The organism is Paenibacillus methanolicus (genome assembly GCF_008124765.1).
In the GTDB taxonomy this organism is placed as follows: domain Bacteria; phylum Bacillota; class Bacilli; order Paenibacillales; family Paenibacillaceae; genus Paenibacillus_Z; species Paenibacillus_Z methanolicus.
The window spans coordinates 43,873-60,118 of the sequence record NZ_VNHS01000020.1; the positions used below are offsets into that span (position 1 = coordinate 43,873).

Here is a 16,246-nt window from a genome sequence, read left to right on the forward strand (position 1 = left end):
CGGACTTAGGCGCTTGGATAAAAGGCACAATCTGGGCGCAAAGTAAGTAAAAACAAAAGGAATGGTACGATGAATTTCGAAGAGGGATTGAAGAAGGTGGACGAAGCCAATAGACAGATCGTGGAAGCGAACGGCATGGTCACGGACGTCATCGCGACCACTTTCATTTATTCCTGGAAATGGTGGTTCGGCGTAGCCCTTATCGTCGTGCCCTGGGCGACATGGTTCATCATTCGGGAGCGGAAGAGCACCGGCCGCCTGCTTTGCGCCGGTTTGTTCATTATGATTTTTTCGGCCGTCCTGGATACGCTGGGCATCGAGAACGGCTTATGGACGTATCCCGTGAAAGTGATCCCCTCCCCGACGATCAGCTTCTCGTTTAGGCTTTCCGTCTTGCCTGTCTTAGCAATGGTGTTCATTCAATATAAACCTCGCATCCATCCGTTCCTCAAAGCCGTCGTTTACGGTGGGGGCGCCGCGTATATCGGGCTGCCCCTGCTCGCGACAATCGATATGTACAAAAAGATAAACTGGCAATACAGCTACTCATTCGGAATCCTTACGGTGATGTATCTGACCGCTTATTCGCTTTACAATTTAAATAGCTACGACAAGGTCCAACCTGAGGCAAAGGAGAGGACCTCGCGCGTTAATGTCGAGTATTTCCGCCGCAAACAAGGGGCACGATGAGCGTGCATCCGAGGAATCGGCATGATATTCTCGCAGGCGAACGCCTTACTTCCGACATGCCAAAAAGCCCCCAACTACGCCGGTATGGCGAATGGTTGAGGGGCTATTCGTTTCCCCGCGTCTCCCGGGCGAACGGCAGCGCTTGCGAAAGCAGTCGGCTTCCCGGCGAATCGAACGACGCCGGCCCGCGTCCGTTTCCGCGCCATGCGGATCGCCGCGCTACGGCCGCGTGGCTCCTACGCTGTCCGAGCTGTACGGATCGGCATAATCCGCCGCGTTCTTGTTATCCCAGACGTCGGCATAGGCGGGGTCTTGCTTGAACTGCTCCAGCGCGTACGAGCAGGACGGAATGATCCGTCTGCCCCGCTCCCTCGCCTCGTCCGCCACCAGGTCGAGCAGCTGTTTCGCAAGCCCCTGCCCGCGATACTCCGCCTGCACGTACGTGCGGTCGATGACCCACGTATCCACGTCGATCATCCGAAAGTGAATTTCGCCGATCGTCCCGCCGACGCCGGTCAAAATATAACTATTCCCTTGTTTCTCCGCGATGATTTCCTCTTGCGGCTTGTCCAGCCTATCGTTATTTTCCCGCATGGCATTGCACCTCCATGAAGCGCGTATTCGTCGCTTGAACGTACTCTTCATTACCCCGTTGGCGGGGGATTAATCGCGTAGAGCCTCCCCCAACCCCCTCCGCCGAAGGGGGCTCCAAGGGCTCCGCCCTCTCGACTCTCCTCCCTCCCCCGCACCCCTCCGCCGAAGGGGCTCCAAGGGCTCCGCCCTCTGGACACCCGTTTTCGTGCATGTACGATTAGTTGAGTGATTCGCGGTTGCTTTCGTGCGAGGCACGCTCTTGTCCTTACGGACAAAGCTAATGCTTGACGGAGTACATTTGGAGATGATGCGTTCATTCTGTGATCAGCCTTTTTTCGTGCGGGGTACGCACTTGTCCTTGCGGACAAAGCTAACGATTGACTTGTTCCCTATGGCTCCCAAACTGCTATAATAGAACCAATGTTCGTAAAATCGCGATGCGAAAACAGGAGATTCTCTCAATTATGAATCCAACTTATACGATAGACGACGCGCAGTGGCAGGCGCTGATCCGGCAGGTGGCCGATCATTTCGACGACCTGACGATCAAGCGCGGGTTTCAAGATTATAAGCAAGAACGGGTCCATGAGCTGACGCTGCCGCGCGCGGGTATAGTAGAAGCGCTCGTGGAAGGCCACGAGTTCACGCGGTGCCGCGTGCAGATCAAGCTGAATCGCGTCACGGAGAGCGAATGCGCTTGTCCGGCCGGCGGCGGCTGCAAACACGTCGTGGCCGTGCTGCTCGCGTATGCCAACTTGCAAGGCCGGCTCGTCCACCAGCTGGTCAACGCCAAGTCGGCGGCCGCGATGGAAGCCGCCCGGGTGAAGGCCGAAGCGGCCGCCGCGGGCAAAGCTTCCCGTTCGGCGCAGCTTCGGGAGAGGTCGGCTGGCTTGGCGGAGCAGCCGATCGCGGCGTGGCGCGAACTGTTCGCCGCCTGCATCGCTCCGCTGGCCGAACAAGTGCGCAACGCGCAGTATGCGAGCGGCGCGCTTGCCGCGATCTACGAGACGCTGCCGCCGCTCTCGCCCGTCATGGAGCGGCTCGCCGGCCTCCATGCGGAGCTGTTCGTGCTGGAGCAGGTGACGAAGCCTGCCCAGCCGACCGGCGGCGCTTGGTCCGGCGGAGGGCTGTTCCTCGGCTTTCATACGCATGCCGCCGCGGCCGAGCTGCAGGAAGCCGCGCTGAAGCGGCTGGCCGAAGGTCTTCCGTCGCCTTCGCCTGCGGAACGCGACTATCTGGGCGACACGCTGGTCTATTTGCGGGAAGGCATGTTGACCGAGCCGCAGGCCTACCCGTATATAACCGAACTGTACGTCGCCTATTGGCGGAATTGGATGCGGCCGCATTTCGAGGAGCCCAAGACGTTGACCGGCGAGCTGGCGGCGCTGGATGCCGCCGAAGCGCGGCTCGGCGCCGCGGTTACGCGCATCCATGCTTTGCAGGCGCGCGGCTGGATGCGGTTCTGGCTCGGCGAAGATGCCGAAGCGATCGACCTATTGCGGACGGCAGCCGCCAAGACGCGGGTGAAGCCGGACAGCTTGTTCGTCTTCTTGGACGAGCTGAGCGGGCAAGGTCAACCGGATCGTCGGTTGGATTGGCTGTGCGCCATCGGTCCGCTGCTAATCGGCAACCGGCAGGACGGTCTCGAACGTTACGGACGCTATTGGGACGACATGCTTCAGCAGGCTCCGGAGGCCGAGTCCCGCATGTGGGAGACGTTCGAGGACATGCTGCCGTTCGCGGGCCCGCTTTACGAGAATAAGCTGATCGAACGCGGACGCTGGCGGCAGTGGATGGACGCGCAGCTGAGCGCCGGCGTGGAGCCGTTAGACCTGCGGATCAGCGAGCTGGCCCCGATCGAGAAGAACGAGCCGCAGCTGCTGCTCCCCTTTTATCATCAGGCCGTGGAACGTCACGTGCTGGAGAAGAACCGCCACGGCTACAAGGCGGCGGTGAAGCTGTTGAAGCGGCTGGCCAAGTTATACAAGAAGCTGAAGCAGGACGAGCGCTGGGAAGGGTACATCGAGGCGTTCGCCGAGCGCAACGGCCGCCTGCGCGCGCTGCAAGAGGAACTACGGAAAGGAAAGCTGATCCCATGAGTCGACATAAGGATAGCGTCACGGTGAACGCCAGCCTCACCGCTTACGGCGACGCGCTGCTATATGGCACGTTGTCCAGCTACAGCGCCGCGCCGGGCTTGCTGCTCAAACACCGGCTGTTCGCCTGGCATGAACCCTCCTTCTATGGAACGGAGCTGGAAATCCGGCAAGCGCAGGGCGTCGAACTCGTCGTGCTGCCCGCCGAGCAGGTCGTGCCGTATTTCGCGGAAAGACGGCTGCTTGCGCACGTCGACTGGACGTGGGAGGCCGAAGCGGAGCGGCTGATGAAGCTCGCCCCCGCGCTTGGACGCATCATGGAAGAACGCGCCTACGTCCCCGATCTGGACGTCTTCCGGACGGGCAAGCTCCAGTGGACGTGGGAGAATGCCTCGCTCGACGAAGAAGCGGCGCGCTTGCTGGCGGAAGTCGGCGACCCGACATGGACGGATGCCATGAAAGCCTCGTTCTCCGCCGCGGTCTATAGCCGTTACTACGCCACCGAGGAAGCCGCGGCCGACTTACGGCGCGAGTATCCGCTGCTCTTCACGGGCGATCGCGGCGCTCTCGCCGGTCTCGAGGCGGAAGATTGGCTCGTCGCGATCGGTTGGAAGGCCGACAACGCGCCGTTCCGGCCGCTGCTGCAGCTGCTGGAACCGGACGAGGAAGAGATGGACTGGCGCCTCCGGCTCATCGCGCAGGACAAGCAGGACCCGGCGGCGATCTATCCGGTCCGGCTCAGCCAGCGCGGCCATGCGGCCGGCGATTGGCCTGCGGCTTGGGACGCGCGCGTGCAGGAGCGCGCCGAGGGCTGGCTGACGCATCTGCTCGCCAGCCTCTCGCCGCAGCTGCTGGCCGGCGGTCCGACCGACGTGCTCGGGCAGTCGTTGACGGACCAATCGGCGTGGCGGTTCCTGACCGAGGACAGCCGCCGCCTGCTCGAAGCCGGCTGGCAGGTGCTGCTGCCGGCCTGGTGGGAAGCCGCGCGCAAGCGCAAGCCGAAGCTGCGCGCCAAGGTGACCGAGGAATCCGGCGCCGGAGGCGCGGGCGGCAAGAGCGGATCGCTGTTCGGCTTGAATTCGCTCGTCGATTTCAACTGGCGGATCGCGATCGGCGATACCGACTTGTCCGAAGCGGAATTCCACGAGCTGGTCGCCCGCGGCGAACGCATCGTGAAATTCCGCGGCCAGTGGATTACGCTCGATCCGCAACTGCTGGAGCATATCCGCAGCGCAATGGCACGCGTGAACCGCTCCAAAGGGCTGACGTTCCAAGAGGTGCTCCAGATGCAGCTGACCGGCGGCTGGCGCCGCGCCGCCAAAGGCGCGGAGGAAGAAGCGTCCGATGACGCCGAGGATAAGCTTCAGCTGGAGGTGGAGCTCAACAGCCATCTCACCAGGCTCATGACCCAGCTCACGAGCCAATCCGACTGGCCGCCGCTACCGATTCCGTCCGGCCTGCAGGCGAACCTGCGCGCTTACCAGCAGGAAGGCTTCGCATGGCTCGCGTTCCTGCGCGGCTTCGGGCTCGGCGCCTGTCTCGCCGACGACATGGGCCTTGGCAAGACGGTGCAGCTGATCACCTACCTGCTTCATATTAAGGAGTCGGCCGAACCCGGCGAAGAGGGTCACATGCCTTCCCTTGTTATTTGTCCGACATCGGTCCTCGGCAACTGGCAGAAGGAAGTCAGCCGCTTCGCCCCCGCCCTGCGCGCCAAGCTGCATTACGGCAGCAAGCGATCGAGCGGCGAAGCGTTCGAGGCGAGCCTGCGGGACACGGACGTGCTGCTGACCTCCTTCGCGACGGCCGCGCTCGACCAGGAGCTGCTCCAGTCGTATACGTGGACGACGATCGTGCTCGACGAAGCGCAGAACATCAAGAACGCCGGCACACGCCAATCGGCGGCGGTCCGAAGCTTCCGCGCGAAGCACCGCGTCGCGATGACGGGCACCCCGATCGAGAACCGGCTGTCCGAGCTGTGGTCCATCTACGATTTCATGAATCCCGGCTTCCTCGGCAGTCCGAAAGCGTTCCAGGAGCAGTACGCGCAGGCGATCGAGAAAGAACGCGACGAGCAGCGCACGGCCGACCTGCAGAAGCTCGTGAAGCCGTTCATGCTCCGGCGCAAGAAGAAGGACCCGAATATTATGCTCGATCTGCCGGACAAGAACGAGATGAAGACGTATATCAACCTGACCCCCGAACAAAGCGCGCTCTACGACCAAGCCGTTACCGATCTGCTGGAGCGCGTGCGGCAGCTCGAGGGCATGGAGCGCAAAGGCGCGATCCTCGCGGCGCTCACCCAGCTCAAGCAGCTGTGCGACCATCCGGTCCTGATGACGAAAGAAGAACTGCCCGAGAGCCTTGCCGGCGCCGAATCTGAAACGCGCGAGACGCTCATCGGACGTTCCTCCAAGCTGGAGCGGCTGGTCGCGATGGTCAAGGAGCTGCGGGCCGAGGGCGAGCGGTGTCTGATTTTCACCCAGTACATCGGCATGGGCAATATGCTTCAGCGCGTGCTGCACGAGGAGCTCGGCGAGCCGATCCTCTACCTCCACGGCGGCACGTCGAAGGCGGCGCGCGACAGCATGGTCGAACAGTTCCAGTCCCGCACGCTGCCGGCGAACGAGCAGCCGAACATCTTTATTCTGTCGATCAAGGCAGGCGGCGTCGGGCTTAACCTGACGGCGGCGAACCACGTCTTCCACTTCGACCGGTGGTGGAATCCGGCCGTCGAGAACCAGGCGACCGACCGCGCCTACAGGATGGGGCAGACGAAGGACGTCCAGGTGCACAAGTTCATCGCGCTCGGCACGCTGGAGGAGCGGATCGACGAGATGCTCGAGAGCAAGCAGCAGCTGAGCGACAACGTTATCACGAGCTCCGAGGGCTGGATTACGGAGCTGTCGACGGACGCGCTGAAGGATCTGTTCACGCTGCGGCGGAATTGGGGCGGTTGAGCCCTGAGCGGGCCAATGGAAGGAGAAGCGCCGCTCCGCCGCTGCGAGCGAATCCCATGCTGCGTTTGGCGCGGCGCGGCTTCGCATGGCGCAACTTCATGCGGCACGGCTCACGCGGCGTGACTTAGCACGGTTTGGATCGGCACAGTTAGTATGACGTAGCGTGGCTTCGCGCAGCGCGGATCGGCACGGTGCGGCTCGGTATGGCGTGACTTCGCACGGCATGGTATGACACGGTGTGGTATGGCGTGGTGTTCCTTCGCGCGCGGCTTCGTACGGAATGACAAGAACCTCAAATCCCCGTTCGGGATCTGAGGTTCTTTGTTGTACCCACCGCGCCTGTACGATTGCCTTCTTACTGCTAGTAGCAGCGGATTGCGTTCCGCCCGCTCCCGCCTGGCCCCTTACCCTTTGACCGAGCCCGCGACCATGCCCTTCATGATCTGCTCCTGCATGAGCAGATAGATGACGATGGTCGGGATGACGGCGATCGCCATCGCGCCCATGGTCAGCGCGTAGTCGGTACCGAAGCCGTCGGAGAATAGCGAAAGGCTGAGCGGCAGCGTCTTGAGCGACTGGGTGTTGATGAAGACGAGCGCGAACGAGAAGTCGTTCCAGAATCGCAGGAATCCGAGAATCGCGATCGTCGCGACGATCGGCTTGCAAAGCGGCAGGATCAGGCTGCCGAAAATCCGCCACCAGCCGCTGCCGTCGATCATCGCCGCTTCCTCGATCTCCCGCGGGATCGATGCCATGTACGCCATCGCCAGGAAGATCGCGATCGGCAGCTCGAACGCCGTGTATGGCAGAATGAGCGCCCCGTACGTGTCGAGCAGGTGCAGCTTCCTCATCATGATGAACAGCGGCACGAGCGTGCTGTGGATCGGAATGAGCAGGCCGGCGAGAAACAGCGCGACGATCGCTTTTTTGAAGCGAAAGTCGAACCGCGAGAGCGCGTACGCCGCCAGCACGCCGAGCACGATCGTCAGCAGCACGGCCGCGACCGTGACGAACGCCGAATTGAACATCGCCCGGCCCATATTGCCGAGCTCCCACGCCCGAACGATGTTCTCTTTCATCCACGCATGCGGGAGTCCATAAGGCCGGTTGAAAAAGTCCTGATTCGTCTTGAACGCGCTGATGAACAGCCAGTACAGCGGATACAACGTCAGCACGGCATAAACGATCAGCAGCAGCTTGACCAAGCCGCCGCCGGCGCGCAGCGCCAGCTTGACGGCCGGCAGCTTCGCCGATCCCGTCGTTGTCGCATTGGTCTCCACGCCTACCCCTCCTTCTTCCGGCCGGTCAGCGCGTACTGGAGCCCGATGAGCAGGGCGCTGATGACGATGATCATGGTCGAGACCGCGGAGCCGTAGCCGTAGCGGTACACGTCGAACGTGTTGTTGTACATGTAGGTGGCGAGCAGCTCCGTCGACTGCGCCGGACCGCCGCCGGTCATGACGATGACATGGTCGAACGCCTTGAGGCTGCCGGAGATGCACAGCACGAGCGAGACGACGACCGTCCCCCAGATCATCGGCAGCGTGACCGAGATCAGCTTCCGCCAGCCGACGGCGCCGTCGATTTTGGCGGCATCGTCGATTTCGGACGAAATATTTTGCAGGGCGGCGATGAAAATGATCAGGTACGGCCCGACGTTGCTCCAGTTGATCGGGATCGACACGGCCAGCATGTTCACCTTCGGATCGGACAGCCACGCCCGCGTCCACGACTCGAGCCCGAGCCATTCCAGCACGGCGTTCGCCAAGCCGAACTGCGGATGGTAAATGTACCCCCAGATAAGACCGACGACGACGGTGGACAGCACCATCGGCATGAACACCGCCGAGCGAATGAACCGCGAGAACAGCGTGTTCCGCAGGAGCAGCAGCGCCAGCAGCAGCGCGATCGGGATTTGGCCGGCGATGGAGGACGCGACGAGAATCAGGTTGTTCTTGAGCGCCCGCCAAAAAATTTCATCCTGCAAAATCTCCTCGTAGTTGCCGAGTCCGATGAATTTGGCGCTGCCGAGGCCTTTCCAGTCGAACAGCCCGTAGTACGCCGACCAGAAGATCGGGACGATGACGAACACCAGGAAGAGAAGCAGCGCCGGGAGCAGCGCAAGCGCGATGAACCCCCGGCTTCGTACTGCGGGTGCCATGTTACCGCCTCCTTACGGGGTGACCGAACGAGCCTGCGCGTCCTGCACCTTCTGCGCGACGTCCTCCGGCTTGCCGTCCATCATCAGCTCCTGCAGGCCGTTGTTGAGCGCTTCCGCGCCTTCGGCGGAGAGGATAGCGTCGTACACCGGCGTGATGCCCGTTTTCTTCACAAGATTGAACGCCTTGTAATATAGCGACGTGACCTTCGACTGGTCGATCTCGGTATCGTACATGACCATGGAGTTGCTCTCGGCGATCGCCTTCTGCGCCTCCGGCCCGCTCAGCGTGTAGATCAGCTTCAGCGCCGCTTCCTTCGCCGCGCCCGTCGTCCGGCTGCTCAGCGCAAGACCGCCGCCCGCGCCGCCGGTAATCGAGTTCGCGTCGCCCTTGCCGCCCGGAATCGCCGGCAGCACCGTGACGTCGATCGGCTTCATCTGCTCCTCGCTCGCCGCGGCCGCGAGGTTCGTCAGCGTCCACGCGCCGCTCACCATCATCGCCGCGTTACCCTGGATGAAATACTGCTCCGCTTGCGTATTGTCGATGCTGTTGGCGCCCTCTTGGAACGCCTTGTTGTCGACGAGCTGCTTGAAGTAACCGAGCGCCTCGACGAACTGCGGATCCGTGAACTTGGCGTCCTTCTGCGCCGCGGCGTTCTTGAACCATTCCGTGCCGGTCACCCGGTCCGCCAGCGAGCCGATGATCGTCGACTGCGCCACCCATGGCGCTTTGTTGCCGAGGGCGATCGGCGTGATGCCGTGATCGTTGAACGTCTTGATCGCGGCGAGCATTTCATCCCACGTCGTCGGCACCTTTACGCTATATTTCTCGAACAAGGAGGTGTTGTAATAAAGAATCGAGGTCGCGGACATACCGAGCGGCGCGGTGTAAATCTGGTTCGGCTCGAACGTGTACGGGTCGAACGCGCCCGGCAGGAACTTGCCCTTCCACTCCGGGTTGGCATCGGTCAGCTCGGTAATCGGCTGAAGCAACCCTGCCTTGTACAGCTCGGTCGAGTGGCTGCCGGCGTAGACGAAGGAGAGATCGGGCATTTCGTTCGCCGCGGCGACCGTCGCTAGGCGCTGACGGTAACCGTCGGGCGGAATCGCCTGCGCATCGAGCTCCACGTCCGGGTTGTCCTGCTTGAACTGATCAATGAAGCTGCGGACCGTCTTGGCGCGAAGGTCGTCCCCGGCGAAGTTGTGCCACAGCGTCAGCTTGACCTTCTCCTGCTTGGCGCCATTGCCGTTGTTCCCGGATGCTTCCGGCGCGGGCGCGTTGCCATTGGCGCCGCCACCCTCGTTATTCCCGCCGCAGGCGGCCAACATCATCGACGCGAGCGCGAGCGTGACGCCCACGCGGCTTGCTTGCGATTTCTTCATCGTCAATCCCCCTTGTGTCTTTGGATGCTTTCAGTATAGAAGAGGATGGCTGCGGCCAGTAGGGGAGAGAATTCAGATGAGGGAGGGACGATTTTCAGCAATTGCTCCGGTATTCGGAAGGAGTCTGCCCCGTGAATTTCTTGAACAGCCGGTTAAAATACTTCGTGTCCTCGTAACCGATCCGGCTCGCGACCTCGCTCACCTTCGCCGGCGTCTCGGCCAGCAGCATCATCGCGCGGCGCAGCTTCGCCTGCGTGACGAATTCGAGGTAGTTCGTCCCCGTCTCGCGCTTGAACATCTCGCTAAAATAATTCGGATTCATGTGCACATGCCTGGCCACCTGATGAAGCGATAGGCTCTGGTCAAGATGGTCGTGGATGTAAACGATGGCCTGGCGCACTGGATTCGTACCCGCGACCATGTCGCGATATTGCGCCATGAGGCGCTCCAGCTGCCGTAACAGCGTCGACTCGGGCTGGGATGCAAGCAGGCCCGGGTCCACGGCCGAGCCGGCCGGCTGCGGACGCTCTTGCCCGATGGAAGCCGACGCGCGCTCCAGCCAGCGGCTGGCCCCCACGAGCAGCGAGTGCAGGTAAGCCTGAGCGGTGGCGGGCGTCGCCTGCGGGTCCTGCCGGATGGCATGCATTCGCTCCGAGACGTAAGCCCGCAGCGCCTCGGCATCCCCCGCGCGGAGCACCGCCGATAACGCGGCTTCCTCCTCGTCCTTGCAGACGCCGCGCATGCCGGCGCGTCCGGCGACGTCGCCGTAGCGCACGATCGCGGCTTCCGGCATGAGCCACCGGTAGCGCGCGGCTTCCGCGGCGGTATCGAACGCTTCCTTCAGCGCGGATGGCCGAGCGGCCGGCAGTCCGCAGGCGACGAACGCGCAAGCGCCGCTCAGCCCGCAGACGCGCTGGATCGCCAATTCGGCCGCAAGCATCGCGTCTCTGCGCGAAGCAAGCTTCACGACGAGCAGCAAGCCATCGCGCCAAGGGAGCCAAACGCATGGCAGCTCCCGTTCCAGACGCTCGCCCAGACGTCCGATCGCGAGCGCCTCCTCCGCCTCTCCGCCGCCGATCAGTTGGAGCAGCCACACTTGCAGCCGCTCGCCCCCCTCCTCCAGCCTCAGCTTCGGAAAGGCGCGCCATAAGTCTCCGTCATCGGCCGAGTCGCCGGAAGCTCGCTCCCCGCCGCCCTCGAGCAGCTTCGCAAGCCGGCTGCGCCGAACCGTCTCCTCCTGCGCTTGGCTCAACCGTTCGGCATCCCGCCGCTTCGCCAGACGCTCGCCCGCCTTGCGCGCGGCGGCCAAGATTTCGTCCGGCCGGCTCGTCTTCAGCAAATAATCGCTGACGCCCTCCCGCATCGCTTGCTGCGCATACGCGAATTCATCGAAGCCGGATATGACGATGATCTCCGTCTCGGGATAGGCGGCTTTCACTTCGCGCGCCATCTCGATCCCGCTCTTGCCGGTCATCCGAATATCGGTCAAGATGATGTCCGGCCGCTCGATCGGGATGCGCAGCAGGGCCTCCTCCGCGGAGGCGGCCGGCGCCAGCGGGGCGAAGCCGTTCTCTTCCCAACGAATGACCGTGCTTAGTCCGCTGCGGATAATGACCTCGTCGTCGACGATTAATACTTTCACGCGCGTTGCCCCCTTATTGCGAAAATTCGGTCCCATCGTGCTGCTCCGCCGCGGCTTCGGATAGGCGCGGAAGCGTGAATTGCACGCGCGTCCCGCCCCCTTTGCGGCTGTCGATCGATAGCCCCGCTTCTTTGCCATAATGAAGCAGCAGCCGGTTGTGCACGTTGCGCAAGCCGTAGCTGCCCTGCTTGGAGGATCGCTCCTGCCGCTCCAGCGGGATGCCGGCCAGCTGGGCGCGCAGCTCGCCCATGCGCTCCTCGTCCATGCCGGCGCCGTCGTCCTCGACCCGGAAACAGAACCCGCGCGCTTCCTCGGAGACCGTTATCCGAATGAGGCCGGGGCCTTCCTTCGGCAGCAGCCCGTGCAGCATCGCGTTCTCGACGAGCGGCTGCAGCAGCAGCTTCAGCATCGTCTGCTCGCCGATCCCTTCGGCCAGCCGCAGCTGAAATTCGAATTTCTCCGGATAGCGGATCGATTGAATGCGCACGTAATTTTGCACATGCATCAGCTCCTGCTGGATGGCGCAGTACTCTTGTCCTTTGTTCAGGCTAAACCGCAGGAAATCGCTAAGCGATCCGACCATGTCGGCGATTTTGCCATCCTGGTTCATGAGCGCCAGCCAGTGGATCGACGAGAGCGTGTTATACAGAAAATGAGGATTGATCTGCACCTGCAGCGCATGCATATCCGCCTCTTTCTTGAGCGATTCGTTGCGCTTGACCTCTTCGGTCAGCTTGATGATGCGCGAGCTGAGCTTGTTGTAGCTGATAACCAACTGGCCGACCTCGTCGACCGAGGTGACCGGGAGCGCGGGCAGCGGCTCGTCGGGACTCGCGCTCTTCAAGAAGCGGGTCAGCACGGACAGCGGCTTCGTAATCCGCTGGATGAGGAACACGACGAAGATGATGACGAACATCATGGCGACCGTCACCGCGACGGCCGTCAGCGTCAGGAAATATTCGTTCTGTTTGCGGTACTCCTTCGCCGGGATAATGCCGACCAGCTTCCAATTGACGCCGGCGATCCGCTTGTAGAGCACGGTCTTCTTCTCGGCGCCCTCGCCGTAGTCGAGATAGCCGCCGCTCCCGTCCATGGCCGGAAGTCCGGGATAATATTCGGCGATCGGGACGCTCGTCTCCCATTCGTCCGGGCCGGCGATCAGCTTGTTCTGCTCGTCGAGCAGCAGCACGAATCCGCTGTTCTCCATGAGCGCGGAGCGGACCTGATTCGCGATGACCGTCTGATCGAGGTTAATCTGCTGCTTGCCGATCGGCTTGTACTTATCCGTGCTGCGGATCGGACGCGCGAGCGTGATCACTTTGCGCACGCCGTCGGTCGTCCATTGGCGATGAACGTTGGACCACCATTTGGGATGCTGCTTGTAATAGTCGGGTAGGATCGTCGTGATGTCGGTGAACTCGGAGCGCACGACCGGCCGCTGCGAGATCGGGCGCTTGGCGTCGAGCGGCTCGATGATGATGTTGGCGACGTACGGCTTCGAGAACGCCAGATTGGTGAGGAAGCTGATGATCGAGGTTTGCAGCACATAGTTGCCGTCCGGCGATTTCAAGTATTGCTGAACCCCGCTGTGTCCAATGAGGAAAAGCGACATGTTCTCCGCGTCCTTGACCATCGTGTCCAAATACGCCTCCAACTGGCGGAGCGTGTTCATGCCCGCGCTCTTGGCCTTCTCCTCGGTCAGCCCCTCCGCGATATGGTAGGAGAACCAGCCGAGGGAAAGCAGCGGCACGAGCGTAGCCATAATAATGAGGAGCGACAGCTTATGTTTGAGCGAGCGGCCGAGCCAATTTTCCATGCTATCACCTCGGTCTGCGGTTATCGCGTCATTATCGCGTTACATATCAAGCGATCTGGATCGAGATCTTGTTATGTTTTTTAACATAACACACTTCAAGTAGGGGGTACACATTATCGTTCGGGAAGCGCTTACAAAAATTCACCGTTCATCTTATCATATTTTTGTCGAAGAGGATACACACGCGCGTAACGACGGGTCGGCTTGCCGCCCCGGAGAGCCGTTTCGTGCCCGCCAGTCGCACGGGCTTTGCCCTGCCGTACCAGACACTTCTTCGAAGCGCTTGTTACGATTCTGCGCAACGACTGTAAGGGCCGCTTCGAACAAGGTTTGCCACGGCGCAGGCCTTGCGCTTAGCGCGTACAACCCGGGAGCATCGCCAGTCGCGCGGCCTTATTTCCCCTTGTCCATTCGCCGCGCCCCGGCAGCCCATTACCACTTCATCGATTTAACCAGCGCCATGAGCCGCTGCGCTTCCGCCGATTCCCGGTCGCCCGCCAGCTCTTCGATGATCCGTTCCCGGTTCGTATACCCTTTGGCCAACCCGTTCAGTCGAGCCGCTAACGTACTGCCGGTCAACGTCTCGCCGGAGAAGATCGCCGACAGCTTGGCCAGCGCGTCCGGATGCCGCTTGAGGTAATATTTCTGATGTTTCTCCTCCGCCGGGTGGAAGCCGCCGTACGACAAAATCTCGGTGTCCGGTTCCGGCATCACGCCGGCGCGCCGCTTAGCAAGCACGGCCTCGATCGCCGCTAGCTGCTCCGCGTTCCGGTAGAATAACAGCGACTGGTACTGCCGGCCTTTGTACCCGTTGATATTCACGGGATTGTGGCTCGCCCAGAATAACGCCGCCAGGTCGCCGAACGAGACGACGCCGGGGTCGAATTCCGCTTCGACCGTCTCCGTATGATCCCCCATTCGCCGATAGGTCGGCGACTCCGCCATTCCGCCCGCGTAGCCGACGCGCGTGCGGATGACGCCCGGCCGCGAACCGAACAACGCATCCGGCGACCAGAAGCAGCCCATGCCGAAGGTGATCAATTCGCCCGGCTCCCGGTAGTTGTATACGTCCCGTTCCATCGTCATCTGGATCGCCTCCTTGTCTCGTATCGTCGTCTGCCCGTCGGACTCAGGCTTCCTATGGCAGCTCCCGCAGCAGGCGGAACACATGGTCCACCGAGCGCATCGCATATTCCTTCCGGACTAGCTTGCCCCGATGCACGAGCGCCAAGCAGGGCACGCTCTCGATCCGCCACTGCTCCCTAAGCATAGGCGCGAAGTTCAAATTGATCCGGTACAGCGTGGCGGTCACGCCCGCCGCATCGGCCACTTCGAGCATGCGCTCCGCCACTTTGCACGTGCCGCACAAAGGCGTCGTGAACAGCACCGCATCCCATCCATGGCCGATGCGCGAGAGCTGCAGCCATTCTTCCTCTTCGATTGCTTGGATCGCCACTTGCCTTCCCCTTTCCCGCTTTTTTATTTTGCGTCTGCATCCCTTCCCTCGAGGAGTTGCCTGCCCAATCTACTCTATGATCCCGCAACAAATAGAATCGCTCTTAATAGAATAGCGTAATGAGCGGCCGAAGACGACCCGGCATGCCGCGCGATCTTCGGAATACCGCTCCACATATAGAGAAGGCGGTGTTCGTTAGGATGGGATTACCACTGGATGAGAATGCTTATATTCAAGGCTTGTACCTGCTGAAGCACGTCGCGCGCGCGACCGACGCGGAATCGGAGCAGTCGTCGCAGACGGTAAGCCGGGCACAGCTTCTGGTGGCGCCGCTGCTCGATCGCCTCTTCGCCGAAGATCGGTTGGCGAGCGTGACGCACGAGGAGGCCACCACCCGAATTACGGTTCTGAAGCAAAGTTATCGGTTGGATTTCCGCTCGGAATTGCCCGGCTTCGTCGCGATTACGGGCGTGCGCCTGAACGGGTGGCGGCGCGGCTGGCCGGTCGCCGTCTACCGAGGCCCTCTGTATGAGGACGACGTGCTCGAAGCGGTACGCCGCACGCTCACGGATTGGTACCGGCAGACCGGCGGCATGGACTTGTAACCCTGCACGTTCAGCCGTAAGGCGCCATTCCCGCGACTGCATAAAGATGCCAGTCCCCCCCTCGCTTCCCTCCAGATGAAAAATACACCGCACTATGCTACAATACTGGAATTGCATCTGCAATCCACGAGGGAGGATTATTGAATCGCCATGCTTATCATCGGTATCGCCGGCGGGACCGGCTCCGGCAAAACGACGGTTGCCCGCTCCGTCATCGACCGTCTGGGGTCGAGCAAAGTGACGTTTATTTCCCAGGATAACTACTATAAAGATCACCCGCATCTCACGTTCGCCGAACGCGAGGCGCTTAATTACGACCATCCGCTCGTCTTCGATAACGAGCTGCTTACCGCCCAACTCGCTCAGCTGAAGGACGGACACGCCGCGCACGCGCCGGTCTACGACTTCTCCGCGCACGCCCGTCATCAGGAACGCACCGTGGAGCTGAAGCCGAATCCGATCGTCATTCTCGAAGGTCTTCACGTCCTCTCCGACGAGAACCTGCGGGCGATGCTCGACATTAAAGTGTTCGTCGATACCGACCCCGACGTGCGCATCCTGCGCCGGGTGCTCCGGGATATCGAAGAGCGCGGCAGAACGATCCAGTCGATCCACGACCAGTACCTGAAGACGGTCAAGCCTATGCACGAGGCGTTCATCGAGCCGTCGAAGAAATACGCCGATCTGATCATCCCCGAAGGCGGGCATAACGAAGTCGGCATCCAGCTCCTGTCGATCCTGACGGAGCGGTATTTGACCGGCCAGCGGTAGCGGGCGCAAAAGGGATAGAACGCAAAAAAAGCCGGGAACCTTACGACGTACGGTTCCCGGCTTTTCGTATTGCCG

The 16,246-nt window shown here is 61.7% G+C and carries 13 protein-coding genes; 5 read left to right on the plus strand and 8 right to left on the minus strand.

What is annotated here, in order from left to right; translation table 11 throughout:
- Positions 1–69: 69 nt before the first annotated feature.
- Positions 70–690: a CBO0543 family protein gene (locus BCM02_RS33660; protein ID WP_148933506.1), complete on the plus strand. Its 621-nt coding sequence runs from the start codon at positions 70–72 to the stop codon at positions 688–690.
- 219 nt (positions 691–909) lie between these two features.
- Here the strand turns inward: BCM02_RS33660 and BCM02_RS33665 are convergent, their stop codons facing one another.
- Positions 910–1,284, minus strand: coding sequence for a GNAT family N-acetyltransferase (locus BCM02_RS33665; RefSeq protein WP_187434556.1), 375 nt, complete (start codon positions 1,282–1,284; stop codon positions 910–912).
- Positions 1,285–1,748: 464 nt separating this feature from the next.
- Between BCM02_RS33665 and BCM02_RS33670 the strand changes: the two genes are divergently transcribed.
- Entirely contained in the window at positions 1,749–3,383 is a 1,635-nt protein-coding gene (locus BCM02_RS33670; RefSeq protein WP_187434557.1) for an SWIM zinc finger family protein, read from the plus strand.
- Positions 3,380–6,340, plus strand: a complete 2,961-nt coding sequence (locus BCM02_RS33675) for a DEAD/DEAH box helicase (protein WP_148933509.1) — start codon at positions 3,380–3,382, stop codon at positions 6,338–6,340. Before BCM02_RS33670 ends, BCM02_RS33675 begins: the two co-directional genes overlap by 4 nt.
- A 404-nt stretch (positions 6,341–6,744) precedes the next feature.
- On the opposite strand, the gene BCM02_RS33680 is transcribed toward BCM02_RS33675, so the two are convergent.
- The 7 genes from BCM02_RS33680 to BCM02_RS33710 form a co-directional block, all read right to left on the minus strand.
- Positions 6,745–7,620: a carbohydrate ABC transporter permease gene (locus BCM02_RS33680; RefSeq protein WP_425466217.1), complete on the minus strand. Its 876-nt coding sequence runs from the start codon at positions 7,618–7,620 to the stop codon at positions 6,745–6,747.
- Positions 7,621–7,622: 2 nt separating this feature from the next.
- Entirely contained in the window at positions 7,623–8,501 is an 879-nt protein-coding gene (locus tag BCM02_RS33685) for a carbohydrate ABC transporter permease (protein ID WP_148933510.1), read from the minus strand.
- Positions 8,502–8,513: 12 nt separating this feature from the next.
- On the minus strand, positions 8,514–9,881 hold the full coding sequence (locus BCM02_RS33690) for an extracellular solute-binding protein (protein WP_148933511.1): 1,368 nt from the start codon (positions 9,879–9,881) through the stop codon (positions 8,514–8,516).
- 94 nt (positions 9,882–9,975) lie between these two features.
- Positions 9,976–11,523, minus strand: a complete 1,548-nt coding sequence (locus tag BCM02_RS33695; protein WP_148933512.1) for a response regulator — start codon at positions 11,521–11,523, stop codon at positions 9,976–9,978.
- A gap of 13 nt (positions 11,524–11,536) precedes the next feature.
- Entirely contained in the window at positions 11,537–13,339 is a 1,803-nt protein-coding gene (locus tag BCM02_RS33700) for a cache domain-containing sensor histidine kinase (protein WP_148933513.1), read from the minus strand.
- Between the two features lie 432 nt (positions 13,340–13,771).
- Positions 13,772–14,425 carry a peptide-methionine (S)-S-oxide reductase MsrA gene (locus tag BCM02_RS33705; RefSeq protein WP_246183679.1) on the minus strand — a complete coding sequence of 218 codons (654 nt, stop codon included), beginning with the start codon at positions 14,423–14,425 and terminating at the stop codon, positions 13,772–13,774.
- A 52-nt stretch (positions 14,426–14,477) separates the two neighbouring features.
- On the minus strand, positions 14,478–14,795 hold the full coding sequence (locus BCM02_RS33710; protein ID WP_148933514.1) for a thioredoxin family protein: 318 nt from the start codon (positions 14,793–14,795) through the stop codon (positions 14,478–14,480).
- A gap of 200 nt (positions 14,796–14,995) precedes the next feature.
- On the opposite strand from BCM02_RS33710, the gene BCM02_RS33715 reads away from it, so the two are divergent.
- Entirely contained in the window at positions 14,996–15,400 is a 405-nt protein-coding gene (locus BCM02_RS33715) for a hypothetical protein (RefSeq protein WP_148933515.1), read from the plus strand.
- A gap of 150 nt (positions 15,401–15,550) precedes the next feature.
- Positions 15,551–16,171: a uridine kinase gene (gene udk / locus BCM02_RS33720; protein WP_148933516.1), complete on the plus strand. Its 621-nt coding sequence runs from the start codon at positions 15,551–15,553 to the stop codon at positions 16,169–16,171.
- The last annotated feature ends 75 nt before the right edge of the window (positions 16,172–16,246 follow it).

Bases quoted from the DNA above. Each gene is read 5' to 3' on its own strand.
- BCM02_RS33660 (WP_148933506.1), top strand. From the start codon at position 70: ATGAATTTCGAAGAGGGATTGAAGAAGGTGGACGAAGCCAATAGACAG.
- BCM02_RS33665 (WP_187434556.1), bottom strand. From the start codon at position 1,284: ATGCGGGAAAATAACGATAGGCTGGACAAGCCGCAAGAGGAAATCATC.
- BCM02_RS33670 (WP_187434557.1), top strand. From the start codon at position 1,749: ATGAATCCAACTTATACGATAGACGACGCGCAGTGGCAGGCGCTGATC.
- BCM02_RS33675 (WP_148933509.1), top strand. From the start codon at position 3,380: ATGAGTCGACATAAGGATAGCGTCACGGTGAACGCCAGCCTCACCGCT.
- BCM02_RS33685 (WP_148933510.1), bottom strand. From the start codon at position 8,501: ATGGCACCCGCAGTACGAAGCCGGGGGTTCATCGCGCTTGCGCTGCTC.
- BCM02_RS33690 (WP_148933511.1), bottom strand. From the start codon at position 9,881: ATGAAGAAATCGCAAGCAAGCCGCGTGGGCGTCACGCTCGCGCTCGCG.
- BCM02_RS33700 (WP_148933513.1), bottom strand. From the start codon at position 13,339: ATGGAAAATTGGCTCGGCCGCTCGCTCAAACATAAGCTGTCGCTCCTC.
- BCM02_RS33705 (WP_246183679.1), bottom strand. From the start codon at position 14,425: ATGACGATGGAACGGGACGTATACAACTACCGGGAGCCGGGCGAATTG.
- BCM02_RS33715 (WP_148933515.1), top strand. From the start codon at position 14,996: ATGGGATTACCACTGGATGAGAATGCTTATATTCAAGGCTTGTACCTG.
- udk (WP_148933516.1), top strand. From the start codon at position 15,551: ATGCTTATCATCGGTATCGCCGGCGGGACCGGCTCCGGCAAAACGACG.